Raw genomic sequence first — 19766 nt, 5'->3', positions numbered from 1 at the left:
TCCCTCTCAATGAATATTTCAGAAGTAGATTGAAAAAAGAAGCCGTGACAAAGTCTTAGCTTCTTTCATAATGGAAAACTATTCAACTGCAACTAAATATGGATATACTGGTTGATCTCCTTGATGGATCTCGGTCTCTAAGTCTTCATACTTTTCATCGAGATAATCAGAAACTGCTTGAGCATCTTTTTGATTACCATCTTGACCAATAATGATTGTGATAACTTCACTATCTTCATCGATCATTTTATCAAGCATTTGTTCAGTTGCTACAACGATATCGGCATTATCAACTTGAATCTTACCGTCGACGATACCCATATAATGACCTTTAGTTATTTCTAGACCATCGATCGAAGTATCTCTGATTGCTTGAGTAATTTGACCACTCTTGACGGTATCGAGTGAGTCTTCCATGTTAGCTTCGTTTTCATCGAGATCTGCATCGGGATTAAATGACAACATTGCTGTCATTCCTTGAAAAATCGTCTTTGAAGGTACGATTGCAACGGGAATATCAACTAATCCAGCAGCTTGTTTAGCTGCCATAATGATATTTCCGTTATTTGGTAATATTAAAGCACGTTTAGCATTAGCAGCATTGATAGCATCAACAATATCGTTAGTTGATGGGTTCATTGTTTGACCACCACTAATAATATTAGTGACACCTAAACTTTCATAAAGTTTTGCTAGACCATCACCAGTTGAAACTGCGATCACAGCATAATCGATTGGACCGGCTGGTTTCTTTTCAGCTGGAGCAGGAACGACTTCGTCTTTATCGACGATAGTTTCGTGTTGGATACGCATATTATCGATCTTAACTTTGGAAAGTGACCCAAATTTGCGTCCTTCTTCCCAAACTTTACGTGGGTAGTTGGTGTGAACGTGAACTTTGACAACTTCATCGTCAGAGACAACGATCAGTGAATCACCGATTGTACTTAGGTAATCTCTCATTTTGTCGTTGTCAAAAGTTTCATCAGACGTAGGGTCTTGACCTAATTCGACCATCATTTCAGTACAGTAACCATTCTTGATGTCCTCATTAGTGAATTGGCCCTGAACAGATTGGTGATGCGTCGCATTGACCATTTCATCCATTTCACCTTCATTAGGTGTATATTCATCACTTTCAGCTGTAGTTTCCCCTGTTAAAGCTTCTAGGAAACCTTCGTAAATGAATACTAATCCCTGACCACCAGAATCGACAACGTTAACTTCTTTCAAAACTGGCAATAGCGATGGTGTCTTAGCCAATCCTTCTTTAGCACCATCTAAAGCGGCTTTCATAATAACCGCAATATCGTCAGAAGTCTTGGTAGCTTCTACAGCAGCGTTTGCTCCGTATTTAGCGACTGTCAAAATTGTTCCCTCAACTGGCTTCATGACAGCCTTGTAGGCGGTCTTTACACCATCATCAAAAGCTTTAGCTAGATCATCAGCAGTAAGATCATCTTTACTTTCGATGCTTTTTGAAAATCCACGGAAAATTTGTGACGTAATAACACCAGAGTTACCACGAGCACCCATTAACAATCCCTTAGCCAAGGCTTTTCCTAAGCCACCAACTGTGGCAGCCTCTGATTCGTTGACCGATTTGAAACCACTTTGAATAGTCAAGCTCATGTTAGTTCCGGTATCTCCATCGGGAACCGGGAACACATTTAGAGAATTAACAAACTTCGCGTTTTTCTCAAGTCGATGGGCCGCTACACGGACCATATCAGAAAATTCTTTCTTAGTAATACGTTCTATACTCAAAATTTCTCCTCCAACCAGCAAATCCTATTTAATATCATCTAAAACTTTAATTCCTTGTACGTAAACATTCACAGTGCCAGCTGGCGTTCCAAGCATTGTTTCTAAATTATATTTTACTTTTTCTTTTAAATTTTTTGCCACTTCAGATATCTTAATACCGTATCCCACAATGATATAGACATCAACGGCAAGTTTATCATTTTCTTGATGAATGACAACTCCACGTGAGAAATCCTCACGTTTCAAGATGGTGTTCATACCGTCTTTTAGTTGATTCTTACTGGCCATTCCTACGATACCATAAATGTCTGAAGCTGCCCCACCAACGATTGATGCGACTGTGCTATTCGAGATATCGATTTGACCGTGTTTTGTATTGATTGTTATTGCCATTGTTAGATTCTCCTATCTGGATCAATGTACTATAAACATTAAAATTTTATCATAGCCAGATTTTTAATTAAAGATTTAAGCTGATATTAATTATCCTATTGATTTGATTTGGTTGGTATGGTAAATTAGTCAGGTGATATTTTAAAAGAAAACATGTAGCCAAAGGAGGTCGGTCCCATGGCAAAAGATATTATTACAGGCCGTAAGACAGTGTTCGGTAACAAGCGTTCACATGCTTTTAATCAATCAAAACGTTCTTGGAAGCCAAACTTGCAAAAAGTTCGTATTATGGTTGACGGTAAACCTAAACGCGTTTGGGTTTCAGCAAGAGCTTTGAAATCAGGAAAAGTTACTCGCGTATAATTTATTTATTACTTAAAAAAAGATCATCTTAGATGGTCTTTTTTTAGTGACCAAATCTATATAAAAAGGAGTCCCAAATTAACTTTGGGGCTCCTTTTTTAAATATCTAGATCAAAAGATAAAAATCAGTTTAACTAATTTTTACTCTTATCACGACTTTGAATAACGGCAACTACTCCACTCTCAAAGCTGAAATCGATCGTGTCTTTTACAAATTCGTTACTTGCCCAACTAATCGGATGATCAGAATCAAAGTCCTTTAACTTATACTTAGCATCTTTTAAAGTAAGCTTAGTCACCGGGCCAAGATTAACAAAAGCAACGTACTTCATACCATTCTCATGATAAATTGTGTAAGTCCCTGGTTTGAAAAATTTGATAGTATTGTTAGCCGATTTAAAATACATTCGATCATAAAAGTCAGCAAATCTTTTGTCAAATGGCAGATATAAATTTACTAAAAAATGATCAATTCTTCCACCGGTCGCACCATAGATATAATAGTGTTCAGCATGAAATCTTTCATGCGCTGCCAAAATCGTCAACTGTGAATCAGTATCATCTTTTTCCGGAGGAAATTTTTCAAAGTCAGGAATATTTTCTTTGATCAATTTTTGTTCTTTCTTGTTGATTGAATCAAAATCACCGATAGCCATCTCCGGCATTACCCCATGTGAAATTAAATATAAATTGCCTCTATCAGCCCCGACCCACTTGCCAGGTATGATTGATGCATTATTCAATAAATCGCTTGGATAATCGCTCTTAGGGCCTCCTAATAGGATATTTATTCTTTTCATTTTAGTCTTCCGCTAATTTTCTTAAATTTGCGATTTTCTTTGAAAATTCTTCTTCTCCTTCGCCAGCAAACAAATATGAACCAGCTACAAAAATATCAGCTCCGGCTTCGGAACATTGTTTGATAGTTTGTTCGTTAACGCCACCATCAACCTCGATTTCGAAATTGTCATCATCAGTAGTCTGACGCAATTGGTCTAAACGTTGAATTTTTTTCAACATTCCTGGGATAAATTTTTGTCCACCAAAACCTGGATTAACTGTCATCACCAAGATTTGGTCAATAATTGGGAATAAGTATTTAACGTTCTCCAATGGAGTTCCCGGATTAATAACGACACCTGCTTTGGCTCCCAAACTTTTGACCAATTCAATGGAACGATAAATATGATTAGTACTTTCAGCATGAATCAAGACCGTGTCAGCTCCAGCATCAACAACGGGTTTAATGAAATCATCAGGATTGTCGACCATCATGTGAACATCCAATGGCTTGTCTGTGACACGTTTCATTCCTGCTACGACACTGGGACTAAAGGACATATTTGGTACAAAATGTCCGTCCATGATGTCAACGTGGAATAAATCTGCTCCGGCTCTTTCAGCCATTTTTACATCCTTTTCCAAGTTCATAATATCCGCTGATAATATTGATGGTGCAATCTTATTTGTCATAACTTCTACCCCTCAGTATCGTTTTTTGTATGAATTTATTTCATTCAAGAAATACAAGTAATTGTCGTATCTACTTTGCATTATCACTCCAGAATTTACCTTTTCTTTGACCATACAGCCTGGTTCATTGACGTGTTTGCAACCACGAAACTGACATTCCGGACTATATTTCAAAAATTCTGGGAAAAGCGTTGGTAATTCATCTTTATCGATATCGATCAATTCTAAGGATGAAAAACCAGGTGTATCAGCAACTAGACCGCCTGACAATTCAAATAATGAAACTTGTCTAGTCGTATGTTTACCACGATTCAAAGTTTGCGAAATTTCTGCCGTCGCAATATTTAAATCGGGATTGATATGGTTCAACAATGTGGATTTTCCAGCTCCAGATTGACCGGTAAAAACAGTTACTTTGTCAGTAAATTCATTTTCCAAGTGTTGCAACTGCTTATGATTATAACTATCTTGATCGTCGAAAATTTGATAATCGGCAATTTGATAACCTCGCAAGGTATCCTTTAAAGATTGATAATCTGTCAAACTGATCAAATCAGTCTTAGTTAAAAAAATCAGTGGTTTTATCCCATTGTGTTCGATATTAACTAAGATCTTATCAAGTAAGTTACTAGAAAACTTAGGCTCAATAGCTGAAGTAACAACAATTGCTTGGTCAATATTAGCTATTGGTGGTCTCACTAAACTATTTCGTCTTGGTAATAATTCCAAAATGTATCCTAAGTCTCCACTATTCTCGTAATTGACCAGATCACCAACGACCGGTTTGATACCACGTTTACGAAAATTCCCGCGAGCTCTGGTCCTAACTAACTCGTCTGTTTGTTGGTCGATCACATCATAGAAGCCACTGATTGATTTAATGATCCTACCTTGTCTTTCCATTGGCAATTACCCACTTACTGAACCACTCAAAACGGTCGAGTTATTATTTTCAACCGTGTAGTTCCCTGTCTGTCCATCTTTTAAACTAAAACTCAAAGTTAACGGCGTATCTTGAGAAATATTCATGGTCCGATAAACATTCGAAACATTATGGTTGTTATCTCCGAGATAGATAGTAACTTTGTTTGGTGAATTCGTACCATCATTCGTATAAGGAATGTTGATACTTCTAGTTACAGTCTTAGTGCTGTTACTTGAATTATTACTGTTGTTGTTATTATTACTGCTACTATTGTTACTATCATTATTTGAATCACTATCGCTAGTGGAGTTGTTTTTAGAATCTTCAGGTCCCTTCGACATTGTAACTGATAGTGTATCTCCTGGATTGATAACGCTATTGGCACTTGGTGTCTGACTGATCAAAAGCCCATCAGAAATCGAATCTGAAAAATCATATGAAACATCTAGAGTAACATTAATTTCTTTAGCATAATCTTGAATACTCTTGAGATTGTAGCCTGTTAAATCTCTAACGTGTGTAACTTTCTTACGAGCTGGTTGAGCTTTTGCTAACGTTAACGTCAAAGTTTGTTTCTTAGCAATAACCTTCTTACCTGGAGAAACACTTTGCTGCAAAATCGTTCCTGCGGTGTAATTATTATTAGCCATATATTTCAATTTAACTTTGAACCCACGCTTCGATAAATTGTCTGAGATATCGTCGTATTCCTTACCAACTAAATTGGGCATCTTATAATAAGTTGCCCCTAAACTCACGACCAAATTAACATCAGCATTATTTTTCATCTTTAATCCTTTATTAGGTACCGACCGAATCACATGACCCGCATCAACATTGTCATCATTTTCTTTGGTGATGTTTCCGACTTGTAAATCGGCTCCTCGAAGCATGACCCTAGCCTGCTTGAGAGTCAAATTACCGAGATCTGGGACCGTTGTTTCTTGATTCCCTTTGAAGACCATGAAAAGCAAGATAATAACGGCTAAAACAGCAATTATCGAAGCGACAATAATATTTCGCTTTTTCTTGCTCTTCTTTTTCGGGGGTTCCAAACGTCTCTGACCCGTTTCATGAAGTGGTGGCATCACACGAGTTTCATCCAAGTTGTTATTTGCCATCGGATTAGTTGGAATCGGAACAAATTTCTTTTCTCCAGCTCTCTCTGGTAACAAGCAAGTACTTAAATCATCGTGCATTTGAGTAACTGCTTGATAACGTTGATTCGGATCTTTGGCAGTTGCCCGTAAAACGACATTTTCCAATGCTTGAGGAATATTGGGATCGATTTTTTGTAAATCCGGAATATCCTCTTTTGAATGTTTTAATGCCACTGCCACAGCGGTATCACCTTGGAATGGGACTGTTTTAGCTAACAGCTCATATAAAATGATCCCTAATGCATAAATATCTGACAATGCAGTTGCCGAACCACCACGTATCTGTTCAGGTGACATATAGTGGACCGAACCTAATAATGAATTTGTTCTCGTGATCGACCGATCACTTAAAGCCAAAGCAATTCCGAAATCAGAAACCTTGACTTGTATCGGATCTTTAGAATCATCGACTAAAATGTTTTCTGGTTTCAAATCACGATGAATTATTCCGTGAGCATGTGCTTCAGCGACAGCTGAGCAAATTTGTTCCATGATATCGACTACTTCATGATAAGGAATCGGAAAATGCTCGCGAATATATTTTTTTAAATTTGGTCCATGAACGTATTCAATAATAATGTACTGATTACCATTATCATTACAAACATCCAAAATGTTAACAATATGGGGGTGTGACAAAGTACCTGTAGCCTTAGCCTCACGCTCAAATCTTCTCTTAACGGATTCATCATCTTGTAAGTCATAACGTAAAGCTTTAACGGCTACCTTTTGATTCGTTCTAATATCGTTAGCTAAATACACATTGGCCATTCCACCCTCACCAAGGGTACGAATTATTTCATAACGATTGCCAACTAGGTAACCTTTATCCATTTACTTTTTACCTCGACTTTCCGAAGCAAAAAGTAGAGTGGTGATATTATCACGACCTCCACCTTCATTAGCTTTGTCGATCAAGATATGACATTTTTCATCCAAACTGATATCACGAGATAAAACATCAATGATCTCCGCTTGCGAGACCATATTCGTCAATCCGTCTGAACACAACAAGATGATCGCATCATCCATCAGATCAAAATTTTTGATTCGAGGTTGAACTGTTTGCGATACACCTAATGTTTGGGTAATTATATTTTTCTGTGGATGATTTTCAGCTTCTTCAGGACTAATTTGACCTGTTTCAACTAATTCATGAACTAGTGAATGATCAACACTAAGTTGTTCTAATTTTCCTTGACGATAAACATAGCAACGTGAATCACCAACGTTGACAACGACCATCTTATCTTTTGTAAAGAAGACGCCGACCATAGTCGTTCCCATTCCATTCAAATCATCAAATTGATTGGAAACTGAAATAATTCGATCGTTTTCTTTACTGATTTCTTTAAGAATCCATTCACGAAGATCATCAACATCTGAAATCTTAGTTTCTTCAAACGTATGGCCTAGGTGTGAAACAGCCATATCTGAGGCTACGTCACCACCACGGTGACCACCCATTCCATCGGCAACGATACCAAAAATAATACCTTTTTGGTTTTTAAAGACATTCACGTAATCTTGATTATTTTCCCTGAGTCTACCGACATCAGTCAGCAATGCATAATCCATAAAATTGACCTTGCCTCATTATTGTTTTTTTCTGAAAGCGGCAATGAAAAATCCGTCTGTAAAATAGTCATCTGGTAATAATTTTAAGACACCATCATGAACGTTCTTATCTAGCTCTTGTTCATGTTTGACTGGGATAACCTCAAAATCATTATTTGATTGCAAGAATTTCATAACTACATCTTCATTTTCTTCAGCATCAAAAGTACAAGTACTGAAGACCATGATCCCGTTTGGTTTCAACAACGTTGTTAAGCTATTAAGGATCTGAAGTTGTATTTTTTGAAGATCTAAAAGATCTTCTGGTTTTCTAAAATATCTTAGTTCAGGCTTCCGTCTGATCAAACCAAGTCCAGAACAAGGAGCATCAACTAAAATCTTGTCAAAACTATTTGGTTCAAAAGCATCTTTAGCCTTGCGAGCGTCTAATGCCTTAGTTTTAATTATATCCTCATAACCTAGTCGTTGGCTATTTTCTTGTATTAATTTAGTTTTAGGCTTATGAATATCCAAGCCCATAACCGAACCATTAGTTAAATAACTAGCGATATGAGTTGTTTTGCCACCAGGAGCAGCACAACTATCTAGAACCAGTTCGTCATCTTTCAAATTCAACGCAGGTGCTACTGTCATTGAACTTTCATCTTGGATGGTAAACAGCCCCTGACGGAATTCTTCAGTGTCCACTAGATTACCATGCGGACAAGTTAGACCAACTGCTGATATTTGACTGGGTTTCATATCAAATCCCTGTGAGGACAACTTTTCACTAAGATCTGAAACGGAGATCTTATTAGTATTTACCCGGATAGAAATATCTGAGGCTTGATTGATCGATTCCAGGACACTTTTGGCTTTGTTCATCCCTTGTTGTTGGATCAACAAATCAACCAACCAGATTGGTGTACTGTAACGCAAACTCAAAGCATGACTCGAGTTGCCTTTTGGTAACTCTTGAAACCCGTGACGTTGATAATTCCGTAAAACAGCCGTCACAAAATTGCCCACGCCTTTGTTCCCATTTGCCTTAGCGATTTCGACAGATTCATTGAAAATCGCATGTTCAGGAACTTTATCAAGATATTGCATTTGATAAACGGCCGTCATCAAAAGAATCATGACCCATTGTTCAACTTTCTTATCTTGGATATAAGGCTTAATTTGATATTCCAAAACATACCTATGTTGCAAAACTCCGTAGACGATGTTGGTCATCAATCTTGAATCGGCATTGGAAAGGTCGCTCTTTTTCAAAACATTATTTATCTCGATATTCGAGTATGCTTTGTTTCGCAAAACCTTTAATAGTACCTCAACTGCTAACGCACGAGAATTATTCATTTATATTAACCACTTGTTGCCCTTCTGTTAAATTCTTGCCAACACCATTCAAATAGTTGTTGACTTCCATTATTTTCTTGCCAGCTGGTTGGATCTTTTCAATTGAGATCCCATTACCATCACCGGCAACTAATACTAATTTCTTATGTGTAACTTCAGCGACAGTGCCCGGTTTTTGATTACTGTTTAGTAACTCGACTGAAGTTTGGTAGATCTTAGTTCTTTTACCATCAAGATCGACCCAAGCACCGGGATTTGGGCTTAAACCTCTGATTTGATTGAACAATTGATCAGCAGATCGTGAAAAGTCCAAATGTTCTTGTTCCTTGGAAATGTTAGGAGAAAAGACAACTTTTGATTCATCTTGTTTAACTGGTTTGATATCTTTGGAAATGATGTTGGGGATCGTCTCCAATAACAGATCACGACCAACAATAGCTAATTTGTCAAAGAGACTACCGTTATCATCACTTTTTTCAATTGGGATCTTAGCTGTACTAATGACATCCCCTGCATCCATTGCTTTGACCATATACATAATGGAAATACCAGTTTCTTTATCACCATTCATCAATGCCCACTGAATCGGTGCTCCACCACGATACTTCGGTAACAGTGATCCGTGAACGTTGATGGCCGCAATTTTAGCTGATTGCAAAAATGAATCAGGTAAAAATTGTCCATAAGCTGCAGTAATGATGAAATCTGGTTTGATCTTCTTTAAAATTTCGATCTCTTCACTACCTGGTAATTTAGCTGGTTGATAAACTTCAATATTCTCATCTCTAGCTAAGGCCTTAGTAGGACTTTCCTGTAATCTTTGCTTTCTACCAACTGGTTTATCTGGTTGTGTCACCACAGCAGAAACATCATAATCCGCTGCAATCAACCCCTTCAAAACTGTTGCTGAAAATTCGGGTGTTCCAAGAAAAATCACACTTGTCATATAACTACCTCCGTTAATCAATATGTTGTGGCTCATTATCGATGGCTATTGTAAATCCTCTCTTAGTTTCCGATTGCGTTTCAGAAAGTATTTCCAATAGTCGTTGATGTAATTCGGGCCCCCGCTTATATTTTACAATAATTTGATAAAAATATTTGTTCTGTTTTCGAGAAATCATTGTCGGACTTGGTCCGAGTAAGACAGCCTGGTCCGATAAGACGGCCTGCAATTGCTTTTTTAGCCAAAAACTTTGTTTCAAAGCTTGGCCCTCATCTTGATGGGAAACACTAACTAAAGTCGTGAAATAATAAGGCGTATAACCTGATTGGTGTCTTAAATACATTTCCTGCTTGAAAAAGGTCTCATAATCCTGCTTAGCTGCGTCCTTGATCGCATAATGATCAGGATTATACGTCTGGATAATGACATGGCCTTCTTTGTCAGCCCGGCCAGCCCGGCCACTAACCTGTGTCAATAGTTGAAATGTCCGCTCGCTGGCCCGATAATCGGAAATACTCAGTGTCGTATCAGCATTGATGACCCCAACTAGCGTCACATCAGGAAAATCCAAGCCCTTGGCAATCATCTGAGTACCCAATAAGATATCAGCCTGATGCTCACCAAATTGTTTGATGATGGCTGCATGTGAACCTTTGCGACGTGTTGTATCAACATCCATCCGTAAAACACGGGCTTCAGGAAACATTTCATTTAATTGATTTTCAATATTTTCGGTACCTGTACCATAAAAACCGATTTTTTTGCTCTTACAATTAGGGCAAATATGAGGGACAGGTTCCTCATGTCCACAGTAATGGCACTTCATTTTACCAAGATTCTTGTGGTATGTCAGTGAAACATCACAGTTAGGACACTTCAAAACAAAACCACATTCCCGGCACATCAAAAATGATGAATAACCACGACGGTTAAGTAAAACGATAGCCTGTTCGTTACGTTTCATTGCTCGCCAGATATTATCTTTCAATAGCGGTGAAAAATCACCTTTAACAGCTGAATTTTCAGCATCCCGCATATCGACGATCTGAACGTGTGGCAGTGGATGATCATTGATTCGCTTCTTCATCGAGATCATTTGATAAACGCCCTTCTCAGCCCTAGCCCGGGATTCCAGACTAGGTGTTGCGCTTCCTAATACCAATGGTTCTTTATGAAATTTCGAGCGCCATGAAGCCACATCACGTGCATGATAACGAGGATTATCATCTTGTTTGTAACTTGCTTCGTGTTCCTCATCAATAATGATGATACCAATGTTTTTCAAAGGGGCGAAGACTGCACTACGAGCACCAACGACCACTTTGACCGAACCATCTTCGATCCGTGACCACTCATCATATCTTTCACCACTGGACAGGCCACTGTGCAAGACAGCCACCTGATCACCGAAACGGCCGACTACTCGATTGACCATTTGAGGCGTCAAAGAAATCTCCGGGACGAGCATCAGGGCAGTCTTCCCCTGATTCAAAGCTTGTTGCATCGTTTGCAAATAAACTTCCGTTTTCCCACTACCAGTAACACCCTCAATCAAGAAAGTTTTGGGATCATTACTATCGATAGCAGAATTTATCTTCGAAACAGCTTCTGACTGTTCATCGGTCAACGTTGGTGCCTTTTGTTGTTCCGGAATTATCCCAACCGGTTTCCGACGTTTGGTGATCTCGACAAATTTTACAGCACCATTTTTTTCGGCGGTCTTCAAAGTGGAACGGGCAATATCATTTTGTTTTTCGATCACACTCGATTCGACCGGAAGATTGTCATATTCCTTGATCAAATAATCATAGAGCTTTTGTTGAGCCAAAGCGTTTTTCCTTAATCCTTCACGACTTTTGAGCAAAGCATCTTTTGATAACTCGGTCGTTACCGCTTGTCTGGTCAGGGAATTAGCTTGATTCTCAACTACATATTCAATATTGATTTTTTCAGATCTCTTTAAATGAGCTATTTCTTTGATTTTCTCATCAGTCGTATCATTAGTCAGCTCTACTAACAGATGTCCATTTAAGAGTTGTTGGACTTCTGGATCTTGCTCAAATCCTGGTGCTGCTTGAATAAATTGTTTATATTTAGCTCGCATCACATTTGGTAGCATCGTCTGTAAACATGATATTTGAAAAGAATACGTCCGATCTGCTAACCAATAAGATAATTTGATCATTTCTGATGAAAGAACTGGCTTAACATCGATCACACGAATGATCGGTTTGAGTTTTCCTGTAAAATCACTAGTTTTCTTTACTTCCATGACAAATCCTTGAATCTTACGTTTTCCACGACCAAATCCAACTTCGACACGGACGCCAGGAATAACGACATCAGTTAAAGCGGATGGTATTTCATATTCAAATGGTCGGTTAGTTTGCATGGTTGGAACGTCAACTATTACTGAAGCTACTGCCAATTTATTCACCACCTAATAAAACTTTACCAATAAAATAAAAAAACCTCCACAATCATCTATCCGACAATCCGTGAAGGAATGAACTGCCCCGATAAAAATATCGAGTTTTGAAATTGATTTTTAAAAATCACAAGATCATGGCACGCTCAAAGCCAATTCTTAATGTAACGAGAATATTTAGTTATTTTCGTCTCTTTTTTCTTCTTCGATCTTTTCAGCATCTTTTTCAAGGAGAATTGAGTCTGGATCGATTTCGATCTTTCCATCAGCAATTTCTTCGAAAGCTTTACCAATAGTTCTTGGTGATTCATAGTGATTCAATAATTCAATATCACCGGCTTCAAGTTCATGGGCTCTTTTAGCTGCTAAAACGGCCAATGAATAACGAGAATCAACTCGATCTAAAAGTTTATCAATTGATGGATAATTAATCATATTAATCTTCTCCTATTATTTTTTTATATTTGTCAATTACTCGAGGCACACTTAGATGTTCACTTCTAATTATACCTTCGATATTTTTCACTGCGTTAGGTATTTTATCATTTACTACCGCATAATCATAGTTTGACATCATAGCAATTTCTTTTTTGGCTTGTTCCATCCGTTTGTCGATGGTCTTTTGATCGTCTGTGCCACGATGTGTGATCCGACTACGTAGACTTGGCAAATCAGGTGGTGTTAAGAAAATGAAGACGCCATTTGGCATTTTTTCGCGCACTTGCATAGCACCATTAACTTCAATCTCTAACAAAACATCGATTCCAGCATCGAGCTTTTGTTGAACGTATTTTAATGGCGTTCCGTAATAATGATCAACATATTTAGCATATTCGAGCATTCCACCATTTTTGATTTCGTTCTCGAATTGTTCGTTGGTCCTAAAATAATAATCGACTCCGTCTTGTTCGCCTGGACGCATATTACGAGTCGTCATCGAAACAGAATAATCAAATTTGACCGTAGATGTTTCTAACATTGCTTTTCTAACAGTTCCCTTACCGACACCGGAAGGACCAGATAAAACTATTAACATACCCTTTGATGACATTAACTTATCCCTACTATCTAATTATATATATTGTTTCTATTTTGCAATATAATTGCTCTTACTTCAAGCCTTTCACAGCATTACAAAACAAAATAGTTAAGAAAAGTTAAAATTAGCTTGTTTATGCGAACCCCTGTTCGTATAATGTAGATGCAAACAAACGTTCGGGGGTATATAAATGCAACTTCAATCGCGCTTAACAAATAACCATTTTGCTCAAAATTTGATCCAAACAACCAGTGACTTGATCGATCGTACTTTTGATTTCAATTTCGGTGAAAATATTCCACTCGACTTAATTCAAATGCCAACAGATCAACTCAACCTATTTGCTAAACAAAGTCTTGAACAACATTACACAATTATTTTAACGACGACGCTCAATCAACAGTACCAAGGCACTCTGGTCAAAGCTATCGGTCAAAAGAAATATATTATGAAGGTATCTTCAAGTTTCTATAAAATTTTTGAATTATCTGAAGTAAAATCTATCAACTTAGCAGGATCAATCTAATTTTTCTTGCTCTCCTTGGGCAAGTTCCAAAAGCTCTTTAGCATGTTCACGAGTCAAATCAGTGATTTTTGTTCCCGCTAACATCAGGGAGATTGCTTCGATCCGAGCTTGACTGTTCAATAATGAGACCTCAGTTTCGGTCTTATTATGAGCAGTCTTTTTTTGTATCTGATACTGTTGGTCACTCATGGCAGCAACCTGTGGTAAATGGGTGATACACAAAACCTGTAATGCCGAAGCGACTCGATAGATCTTATCACCGATTGATTGGGCAACCCGACCACTTACACCAGTATCTATTTCATCAAAGACAATCGTCTCGACATTCATTTTTTCAGCAATGATAGATTCGAACGCCAAAATCACACGTGACAGTTCACCACCAGATGCTACTTTGACCAATGGCTTATAATCTTCACCCAAATTAGTTTTTAAAGTGAATCGAATTTGGTCGATGCCTTTTTCAGTCATATTATCAGAATTTAAAATTTTGAAATCAACGTCGAAGCGGGCATTTTTCATATAAAGATCTTTTAGTTCATGATTGATTGATTTGATCAAAGTTTTGGCAGTTTCATGACGTTGCTGTGAGATTTTTTCTGCGATCTTCATTAATTTAGCCTGTTGCTGATCAATCTGTTTTTCTAGTTTGTCCTGTGAGTTATCGTCCATATCGATCTTTGATAACTCATCATGAGCATCCTTACCAAACTGGATAACTTCATCTAAAGTTGGTCCATATTTCTTTTTGAGATTGTCTAAAACAATCAGACGTTTTTGAATCTCATCAAGACGATTTTCATCAAAATCTAGTCCATCGATCTGATCTGAAATAGTGGCCATGTCATCTTGGACTTGGTAATAAGCTCCGTCGATCGATTCATATAATTCTTGATAAGCAGAATCGTATTCTTTGATATCTTCTAATTCCTGTCTGACTTTTCCCAGAGAATCTACTGCACCAGTACTATTAGTTGACAATATTTCATAACTATTTTGCAAAGCGGTACTGATTTTTTCAAAATTAGCGAGATGATTTTTTTCTTCATCCAATTGATCATCCTCGCCGGATTTTACTTGGGCACTATCGATCTCTTCAATTTGAAACTTCAACATATCAATTCTTTGGGCGATATTCTGAGAATCCTTTTGAATTGCTCTTAAACGGCTTTTTTTAGCTTGTAAGTCACTGAATTGAGTTTGATAGTCAGTTAGTAGTGAAACAAAAGAATCGTCAGCATAGCGGTCTAGGATATCAATATGATTGTCTTCATCTAATAGTTCCTGAGATTGGTTTTGACCATGTATTTCTACTAAGTAACGACCAATCTCTTTTAAAACAGTCGTTTTGATTAATTCATTATTGACTCGGCAGACATTGCGCCCCTTCCGATTGATCTCACGTTTGATGATCAATAGATTATCTTCATGCTTGATTCCGTACTTATCTAAAACAGCAAAAACAGGGCTATCTTTGGAAACCTCAAATAGACCCTGAACTGTCAAACTATTTTGGCCTGTTCGTACAAAATCAACTGACGAACGACTACCGACCAATAAACCGAGAGCATCAATAATGATTGATTTACCAGCACCAGTTTCCCCAGTCAAAGCGGTCATGCCATTTTTAAAATCAAGTTGCAATTGACTAATGATAGCAAAATTATTAATAATTAATTTCTTTAACATTGAATCACCAGCTATTTATTCAGATTTGCATATGCTGCATCCATTGTCTTTTCAATCGATACGTTGTCTTCTATCTTGCCATCTTCATTCGTGTCTAATGGCTTTTGGATATGCATCAAGAATTCAATATTACCTTCGCCACCCTTGATTGGTGAAAAATCTAATCCAGTAACATTGAATCCTGTCTCAGCAGCAAAATTCAAAATCTTTTCGAGGACCATTTGATGTACCTTGTGATCACGGACAATACCATGTTTACCAACATTTTCTGGACCAGCTTCAAATTGTGGCTTAATTAAGCAAACCGCATCAGCACCAGGAATTATAATATTGAACATTGTTGGCATGATCAGCTCAAGGGAAATAAATGATACGTCAGTCATTGCAAACTGAGGTAAGCCATCATGAAAATCTTCAGGTTTACTGTAACGAAAGTTTACCCGTTCCATAACAACAACACGATCATCACTACGTAATTTCCAAGCCAATTGATTATAGCCAACATCCAAGGCATAGACTAATTTGGCGCCATTTTGCAACGCAACATCTGTAAAACCACCAGTTGAAGAACCAATGTCTAAACAAGTTCGATCTTTCAAGTCAATCCCAAAAGATTCAACGGCCTTCTCTAATTTATAACCACCGCGGCTAACATACTTACTATGAGCACCTTCAACTACGTGAAAAATTGTTTCAGGATCAACTTTTTCTCCTGGCTTGTCGAAGCGTAAATTGTCTTGATTATAAACTTCGCCTGCCATAACAGAACGTTTTGCCTGTTCCCGTGAGTCAAAAAGATTTTGTTCTACTAATAGAACATCAACACGTTTTTTCGCCATTTTTTCACCTATTTCTTGAAATACTCTAAGAAGCTAACTAAGAGATTTTTGTCAAATTTTTCTTCCTTTAATACTGCATTTAAGGCTTCATTAACTAAATTACGTAATTTTTCTTGAGTCGCCTGTTTGCCGATCAAATTAGGGAAGGTGTTCTTGTCGGCATCCTCTCCATCATCAGCATCATCGAGATCATCTTTTAATTGAAAAGCTAAGCCGACATCTTCAGCATAAGCGACAAGTTCCTTAGATAATTGATGATTAGCACATGAAGCTCCAATCGTAATTGCAGCTGAGATCAGATCAGCTGTCTTTTGTTTATGCAATGCGGTCAATTCATCGATATTCAATTTTTTATCTTCTTTGGTGATGTCGGTCATCTGACCTGCAACCATCCCCATCGGGCCAGCATTATGACTTAATATCCGAACAGCTGCCATTCTTTTACTTGTATCCAAATCAGATTTAGCAATCCAATAAAAAGCTTGAGTCAATAAACCGTCTCCAGCTAAAACAGCTGGACCAGTCCCAAATTCTTTATGAGACGTTAACTTACCACGACGATAATCATCATTATCCATCTCCGGTAAATCATCATGAATCAAAGAATAGGTATGGATCAATTCAACTGCACCAGCAATATCAAAATATTTCGGTAGATCTTCATATTTAACGCCAGCAGAATAGACCGTTGCTAACATCAGCATCGGCCGAACTCTTTTTCCACCAGAATTCAATGAATAAAGCATTGAATCTCTCATCATTGGTTGTTTTATTTCAGCAGTTAATTTGTCAGTTAAAAACTTATCAAATTCAGGCAATATTTTTTTATGAAATTCTTGAAAACTTTTGATTTCCACTATTGATCATTATCCTTACTATCATTATCTTCTAGATTTGACTCATTTCCATCCTTTGACATGATCTTAGTAACAGTCGTTTCGGCATCGGTCAAAGTTTTTTGGAGTTTTTTACTCAAAGTAACCCCAGTCTTGAATTTTTCCATAGCTTCCTCTAAAGGAACGTTGCCAGCTTCAAGATCTGTAACGATTTTTTCTAAATCTGCCATATTATCTTCAAAAGTTTTTTTCTTCTCAGCCATTATTATCCTCACTAATGTTTTTCGTAATTACTCTAACCTGTCCATGGGCAACACGCAAATTGATCTGTTGATCAACTTGGTAATCACTTGCCTGTTTCAAGACGTTACCACTGTCATCAGTAGCAATAGCGTAGCCACGACCCAAAGTCTTCAAAGGACTCAAAGAATCTAAAGCTGCCACTTGCTTACTAAAGTTATTCTTTTTCGAATTGATTGATCGATTCATCGACAGTGCTATCCGTTGTAAATCAGTGTTCAAACGATTTTGTGATCGATTGATCTGATCCCGGGGTGATACATTGACCAATTGAGTCTCAATATTCCAAAGACGTTGCTTTTCTTTTCCAGTGCGATCTGTAATAGTCTGTCTTAAACGTGACCGCAAATTATCGACCTTTTGCGCATAGACCTCGTAGATACGTTCCGGATGCTGTAAAAAGACATTTTCAGAATACTTGGCAACTTCTTGTCGATAATCATTCAATATTTTATTTTGAGCGTTAAAGATACGGGTATTCAAATCTTGAATTTGAACCAAGACATCCCTTAAGACTGGTGTCGCCTGTTCGGCGGCAGCAGTTGGTGTGGCTACTCGTAAATCAGCCACTAAATCAGCAATCGTTGTATCTGTTTCATGGCCCACAGAAGAAATGACCGGGATCTTGCTAGCAACAATGGCTTCGGCAACAATTTCTTCGTTGAATGGCCAAAGGTCTTCAATCGAACCTCCACCACGACCAACAATAATGGTATCAAAATTACCCATCTCATTGATCTGTTTCAAGCGTTCAACAATGGTCTGAGCAGCAGCATCTCCTTGAACTTGAGCCGGAAACAAGACCAATTGAACGATTGGATAACGTCTTTGGACAGTCGTCATGATATCATGAATGACTGCGCCAGATTGACTAGTGACCACGGCAATCCTTTTAGGAAAAGCTGGGATCGTCTTTTTTGGCAGATCCAAAACACCCATCTGCTTCAATTTTTTCTTCAATTGTTCGTAGGCCAAGTATAAGGCACCTAAACCATCAGGTTCCATTGAGTCAATATAAAGTTGATAAGCACCATTGGCTGCAAAAACAGAAACATGCCCTTTGACACGGACTTTCATACCCTCTTCAGGACGAAACTTCACCTGACTGAAGGCACTTTTGAACATCATACAAGAAATTTTTGCTTTATCGTCTTTCAATGAAAAATATTGATGTCCATTGGGACGGAAACGAAAGTTTGAAATCTCACCCGTCAAATAAACGTGGCCCAAATATGGGTCCACGTCAAATTTTCTTTTAATGTATTGCGTTAGTGCGGTAACCGTTAAATATTCGGAATTATCCATTTGCTCGATCCTCTGCAAGTTCAATGACTTGCTCCATTAATGCTGTAATCGTCATTGGCCCAACCCCACCAGGAACTGGTGTGATCATTGAAGCCGTATCTTTAACATCATCAAAATCTACATCACCACAGAGCTTGCCATTTTCGTCACGATCCATACCGACGTCAATGACTACAGCGCCATCTTTAATATAATCTTTGGTAACAAACTTAGCTTTTCCAATCGCAACTACTAAAACGTCAGCAGTTTTAGTCAATTCTTTCAAATTCTTAGTATGCGAATGAGCAATTGTCACAGTTGCATTTTTTGCTAGCATCATGGCTGCGACTGGTTTACCAACGATGTTGCTCCGACCAATAATAACCACATTTTTACCATCAAGATCAACATCGTAATAATCTAGCATCGTTAAAATTCCAGCTGCTGTTGCTGGTTTAGTATGAGGTTCGCCGATCCACAAATGACCCACATTGTCAGGTGCAAATCCATCAACATCTTTTGAAGAATCAATCGCATTGATAACACGATCCTCATCAATAGTATCTGGTAATGGTAATTGAACTAAAAATCCGTCCACTTGCGGATCATTATTCAATTCAGCAATTTTATCTAGTAATTCTTTTTCTGTAACTCCAGCTTCAAAATGGATCAATTGAGAATTCATCCCTAATTTTTCAGCTCTACGTTGTTTATTACGCACATAGACAGCACTGGCACTGTTATCACCTACCAAAATAACAGCAATGCCAGGGGTTACTCCCTTTTCCTTAACGGCAGCAACTCTTTGTGCCATTTTTTCATCTTGTGCACTTGCTACCTTTTTTCCATCTAATAAAATCATGTTAATTTACCCAAAAA

General features: G+C 37.8%; 20 protein-coding genes. 2 read left to right on the top strand and 18 right to left on the bottom strand.

Annotated features, from left to right (window positions below):
• Positions 1 to 78 precede the first annotated feature (78 nt).
• Both FC27_RS00460 and FC27_RS00455 read right to left on the bottom strand, forming a co-directional pair.
• Positions 79 to 1767 carry a DAK2 domain-containing protein gene (locus FC27_RS00460; RefSeq protein ID WP_010623659.1) on the bottom strand — a complete coding sequence of 563 codons (1689 nt, stop codon included), beginning with the start codon at positions 1765 to 1767 and terminating at the stop codon, positions 79 to 81.
• A gap of 24 nt (positions 1768 to 1791) precedes the next feature.
• Positions 1792 to 2160, bottom strand: coding sequence for an Asp23/Gls24 family envelope stress response protein (locus tag FC27_RS00455; RefSeq protein ID WP_010623660.1), 369 nt, complete (start codon positions 2158 to 2160; stop codon positions 1792 to 1794).
• 177 nt (positions 2161 to 2337) lie between these two features.
• Here FC27_RS00455 and rpmB point away from each other — a divergent pair, with 177 nt between their 5' ends.
• Positions 2338 to 2523 (top strand): 50S ribosomal protein L28, encoded by a 186-nt coding sequence (rpmB, locus tag FC27_RS00450; RefSeq protein WP_010623661.1) that lies wholly within the window; start codon positions 2338 to 2340, stop codon positions 2521 to 2523.
• A 134-nt stretch (positions 2524 to 2657) separates the two neighbouring features.
• Here rpmB and FC27_RS00445 read toward each other — a convergent pair whose 3' ends face one another.
• The 10 genes from FC27_RS00445 to gmk all read right to left on the bottom strand — a co-directional run bounded on the left by FC27_RS00445 (position 2658) and on the right by gmk (position 13425).
• Positions 2658 to 3323 carry a thiamine diphosphokinase gene (locus tag FC27_RS00445; RefSeq protein ID WP_010623662.1) on the bottom strand — a complete coding sequence of 222 codons (666 nt, stop codon included), beginning with the start codon at positions 3321 to 3323 and terminating at the stop codon, positions 2658 to 2660.
• A 1-nt stretch (position 3324) separates the two neighbouring features.
• Entirely contained in the window at positions 3325 to 3996 is a 672-nt protein-coding gene (gene rpe, locus FC27_RS00440; protein ID WP_010623663.1) for a ribulose-phosphate 3-epimerase, read from the bottom strand.
• A gap of 12 nt (positions 3997 to 4008) precedes the next feature.
• Positions 4009 to 4899, bottom strand: coding sequence for a ribosome small subunit-dependent GTPase A (gene rsgA / locus FC27_RS00435; RefSeq protein WP_010623664.1), 891 nt, complete (start codon positions 4897 to 4899; stop codon positions 4009 to 4011).
• A 6-nt stretch (positions 4900 to 4905) separates the two neighbouring features.
• Positions 4906 to 6915, bottom strand: coding sequence for a Stk1 family PASTA domain-containing Ser/Thr kinase (pknB, locus tag FC27_RS00430; protein ID WP_010623665.1), 2010 nt, complete (start codon positions 6913 to 6915; stop codon positions 4906 to 4908).
• Positions 6916 to 7659, bottom strand: a complete 744-nt coding sequence (locus tag FC27_RS00425; RefSeq protein ID WP_010623666.1) for a Stp1/IreP family PP2C-type Ser/Thr phosphatase — start codon at positions 7657 to 7659, stop codon at positions 6916 to 6918. It lies immediately after the preceding gene.
• A gap of 18 nt (positions 7660 to 7677) precedes the next feature.
• Positions 7678 to 9000 carry a 16S rRNA (cytosine(967)-C(5))-methyltransferase RsmB gene (gene rsmB / locus FC27_RS00420; protein WP_010623667.1) on the bottom strand — a complete coding sequence of 441 codons (1323 nt, stop codon included), beginning with the start codon at positions 8998 to 9000 and terminating at the stop codon, positions 7678 to 7680.
• On the bottom strand, positions 8993 to 9946 hold the full coding sequence (gene fmt / locus FC27_RS00415) for a methionyl-tRNA formyltransferase (RefSeq protein ID WP_010623668.1): 954 nt from the start codon (positions 9944 to 9946) through the stop codon (positions 8993 to 8995). Before fmt ends, rsmB begins: the two co-directional genes overlap by 8 nt.
• 13 nt (positions 9947 to 9959) lie before the next feature.
• Positions 9960 to 12338: a primosomal protein N' gene (priA, locus tag FC27_RS00410; protein WP_050901039.1), complete on the bottom strand. Its 2379-nt coding sequence runs from the start codon at positions 12336 to 12338 to the stop codon at positions 9960 to 9962.
• Between the two features lie 213 nt (positions 12339 to 12551).
• Positions 12552 to 12809: a DNA-directed RNA polymerase subunit omega gene (gene rpoZ / locus FC27_RS00405; protein WP_010623670.1), complete on the bottom strand. Its 258-nt coding sequence runs from the start codon at positions 12807 to 12809 to the stop codon at positions 12552 to 12554.
• A gap of 1 nt (position 12810) precedes the next feature.
• A complete protein-coding gene (gene gmk, locus FC27_RS00400) occupies positions 12811 to 13425 on the bottom strand; it encodes a guanylate kinase (protein WP_010623671.1) in 615 nt (204 codons plus the stop codon).
• A 178-nt stretch (positions 13426 to 13603) separates the two neighbouring features.
• Between gmk and FC27_RS00395 the strand changes: the two genes are divergently transcribed.
• The gene (locus tag FC27_RS00395; protein WP_010623672.1) at positions 13604 to 13939 is read left to right on the top strand and encodes a hypothetical protein; all 336 of its coding nucleotides are present in this window, start codon (positions 13604 to 13606) and stop codon (positions 13937 to 13939) included.
• On the opposite strand, the gene recN is transcribed toward FC27_RS00395, so the two are convergent.
• Genes recN through FC27_RS00365 form a run of 6 tightly spaced genes read right to left on the bottom strand, consistent with a single transcriptional unit; the run spans position 13931 to position 19749 of the window.
• The gene (recN, locus tag FC27_RS00390) at positions 13931 to 15628 is read right to left on the bottom strand and encodes a DNA repair protein RecN (RefSeq protein WP_010623673.1); all 1698 of its coding nucleotides are present in this window, start codon (positions 15626 to 15628) and stop codon (positions 13931 to 13933) included. The two genes, FC27_RS00395 and recN, sit on opposite strands and share 9 nt — an antisense overlap.
• An 11-nt stretch (positions 15629 to 15639) precedes the next feature.
• Complete coding sequence (locus FC27_RS00385; protein WP_010623674.1) at positions 15640 to 16467, bottom strand: TlyA family RNA methyltransferase; 828 nt, start codon at positions 16465 to 16467, stop codon at positions 15640 to 15642.
• A gap of 8 nt (positions 16468 to 16475) precedes the next feature.
• Positions 16476 to 17324, bottom strand: coding sequence for a polyprenyl synthetase family protein (locus FC27_RS00380; RefSeq protein ID WP_010623675.1), 849 nt, complete (start codon positions 17322 to 17324; stop codon positions 16476 to 16478).
• Positions 17324 to 17566, bottom strand: a complete 243-nt coding sequence (locus FC27_RS00375) for an exodeoxyribonuclease VII small subunit (protein ID WP_010623676.1) — start codon at positions 17564 to 17566, stop codon at positions 17324 to 17326. The genes FC27_RS00380 and FC27_RS00375 overlap by 1 nt, the downstream gene beginning before the upstream one ends.
• A complete protein-coding gene (gene xseA / locus FC27_RS00370) occupies positions 17559 to 18908 on the bottom strand; it encodes an exodeoxyribonuclease VII large subunit (RefSeq protein ID WP_010623677.1) in 1350 nt (449 codons plus the stop codon). The genes FC27_RS00375 and xseA overlap by 8 nt, the downstream gene beginning before the upstream one ends.
• Positions 18901 to 19749 (bottom strand): bifunctional methylenetetrahydrofolate dehydrogenase/methenyltetrahydrofolate cyclohydrolase, encoded by an 849-nt coding sequence (locus FC27_RS00365; RefSeq protein ID WP_010623678.1) that lies wholly within the window; start codon positions 19747 to 19749, stop codon positions 18901 to 18903. The genes xseA and FC27_RS00365 overlap by 8 nt, the downstream gene beginning before the upstream one ends.
• Positions 19750 to 19766 lie beyond the last annotated feature (17 nt).

Origin of the sequence: Companilactobacillus versmoldensis DSM 14857 = KCTC 3814 (assembly GCF_001434295.1) — a bacterium.
Lineage (GTDB): Bacteria > Bacillota > Bacilli > Lactobacillales > Lactobacillaceae > Companilactobacillus > Companilactobacillus versmoldensis.
This window is presented reverse-complemented; position numbering and strand designations above follow the sequence as displayed.